Source organism: Serratia sp. X3, assembly GCF_014982455.1.
Lineage (GTDB): Bacteria > Pseudomonadota > Gammaproteobacteria > Enterobacterales > Enterobacteriaceae > Serratia > Serratia ureilytica.
Window position 1 is genome coordinate 1 of sequence record NZ_JADCNB010000020.1, and the last position, 2,649, is coordinate 2,649.

2 protein-coding genes are annotated in these 2,649 nt (G+C 65.4%); both read left to right on the top strand.

Annotation, left to right across the window (positions count from 1 at the left end; genetic code table 11):
* On the top strand, positions 1 to 887 hold an 887-nt coding region (locus tag IMX17_RS25070), incomplete at its 5' end, for an autotransporter outer membrane beta-barrel domain-containing protein (protein ID WP_193550332.1).
* Between the two features lie 118 nt (positions 888 to 1,005).
* Positions 1,006 to 2,649, top strand: a 1,644-nt coding sequence (locus tag IMX17_RS25075) for a S8 family serine peptidase (RefSeq protein WP_193550333.1), incomplete at its 3' end; no start/stop codon positions are given.

The window sequence follows — 2,649 nt, forward strand, 5'->3', positions numbered from 1 at the left end:
CGCTGAACGGGCGGCTGCGTCAGGCGGAAGGGCTGGCGAGCTCGTCGGCCATCAAGGCGGACGAGGACGGCGCCTGGGCGCAGCTGCTGGGGGCGTGGGACCACGCGTCGGGCGACGCCAACGCCACCGGCTATCAGGCCTCGACCTACGGGGTGCTGGTGGGGCTGGACTCGGCGGCGGCGGCCGACTGGCGGCTGGGGGTAGCGACCGGCTACACCCGCACCTCGCTGCACGGCGGCTACGGGTCGAAGGCGGACAGCGACAACTACCACCTGGCGGCGTACGGCGACAAGCAGTTCGGGGCGCTGGCGCTGCGTGGCGGTGCGGGCTACACCTGGCACCGCATCGACACCAAACGGTCGGTGAACTACGGGATGCAGTCGGACCGTGACACGGCGAAGTACAGCGCGCGCACCGAACAGCTGTTCGCGGAAGCGGGCTACAGCGTGCAGGGCGAGTGGCTGAACCTGGAGCCGTTCGTCAACCTGGCGTACGTGAACTTCGAAAACAACGGCATCGCGGAAAGCGGCGGCGCGGCGGCGCTGCGCGGCGACAAGCAGCACACGGATGCGACGGTGTCGACGCTGGGGCTGCGCGCGGACACCGCGTGGCAGGTGACCCCGGGCACGACGGTGGCGCTGCGCAGCGAGCTGGGATGGCAACACCAGTACGGCGGGCTGGCGCGCGGCACCGGGCTGCGGTTCAACGGCGGCAACGCGCCGTTCGTGGTGGACAGCGTGCCGGTGTCGCGCGACGGCATGGTGCTGAAGGCGGGGGCTGAGGTGGCGGTGAACGAAAACGCCTCGCTGTCGCTGGGCTACGGCGGGCTGCTGTCGCAGCACCATCAGGACAACAGCGTCAACGCCGGCTTCACCTGGCGTTTCTAAGCAACATCGACTCAATCCTTGTACGGGAACCGCCTGCGGGCGGTTCCTTTTTCACATCCTGCTAATGAGAACCCGGCGCACCTGGGGCGTCGGCCAATAACAAGCAAAAGGTAAGGAAATGACAACAACAATGGGTTTTGATAGCAAAGGAAACGTTCGTCGCTCGCCGTGGCGGCTGAACGCGCTGGTCTGCTGCATGGCGCTGGCAGGGTATGCGCAGGCAGCGCCGCACGAGGTGAATGGCCAACCCGGCGATCCGGCCAGCTGGCGCAGCGCCGAATTCAACGCCAACTGGGGGCTGGGGGCGATCCACGCCGATGAGGCCTACGCCGCCGGCTACACCGGCAAAGGACAAAAGGTGGGCATTTTCGACACCCCGGTTAACCACCATCCCGAATTCGCCGGCGACGGCAAACTGATCAACGTCGTCACCGAAGGCTACCGCGCCTATACCGATCCGCACCGGCCGGGAATTAACGCCGGCGATCGCTTTTATTTCGACGGCACCTTCCACTTCTACAGCGGTTCGCAGGGCATGCTGAGCAATCACGGGGTGCACGTCGCGGGGATCAGCGCGGCGAATCGCGACGGCGTCGGCATGCACGGCGTGGCCTTCGATTCGCAGGTGATCAGCGTCGATAACGACAACGACGGCCCGGCGTACGGCGAATTCCTCGGCCTGGACGGCGCTGTCACCAATGCCGGCTGGCAGGCGATGATCAAGAGCGGCGTGCGGGTGATCAACAACAGCTGGGGCGTCAGCATTCCCGATTTCCTGTCCGACGGCGGTCGCGATCCTAACGCGCTGCACTTCGAGCTGAAGGATGCGCAGGAGCAATTCGATCAGGTTAAGCCGCTGCTCGGCAGCCTGGCCGGCGCAGGCTATCAGGGCGCCATCGACGCGGCGCGCAAAAATATTCTGGTGCTGTTCGCCGCCGGTAACGACGGCAATTACAACCAACCGGATGTGATCAGCGGGCTGGCCTACTTCGTGCCGGACATCGCGCCGAACTGGCTGTCGGTCGCCAGCGTGGCGCAAGATGCGGCATCGGCCAACAGCGTGCCTTACACCATCAGCAGCTTCTCGTCCCGCTGCGGCTATACCGCCAGCTTCTGCGTGTCGTCGCCGGGCAGCAAAATCTACAGCACCGTGGCCAACGGTTCCGATCCGGCCAATCTGGTGTCGGACTACGGCAATAAAAACGGCACCTCGATGGCGACCCCGCACGTCACCGGCGCAGTGGCGGTGTTGCTGCAGCGTTTCCCGTACATGAACTCGGCGCAGATTGCCGACGTGCTGAAAACCACCGCCACCGACATGGGCGCGCCGGGCATCGACGCGCTCTACGGCTGGGGGATGATCAACCTGGGCAAGGCCATCAACGGCCCGGGCATGTTCTATACCGCCGAAGATATTCCCGCAGAGTTCCGCATCCCGGATCCGACGGGCGTGGCCTACGGCCCGACCCAGTTTGTCGTCAATATTCCGGGACTGGGCGCCGAGGTGGATGCCGGTACGTTGCATGCCAGGAAGTGTGACGATATCAGCTGTGAGTTGGACGTTTACTCCAATAACATCTCCGGCCACGGCGGCCTGACCAAGGAAGGGATGGGCACGCTGGTCATGACCGGCGCCAACACCTATTCCGGCCCGACGCTGGTCAATCAGGGGCGGCTGGCGATCAACGGCTCGGTCACCTCGGACGTCAGCGTGCAGAGCGGCGGCATCGTCGGCGGCAGCGGCACGGTCGGTTCGCTGACC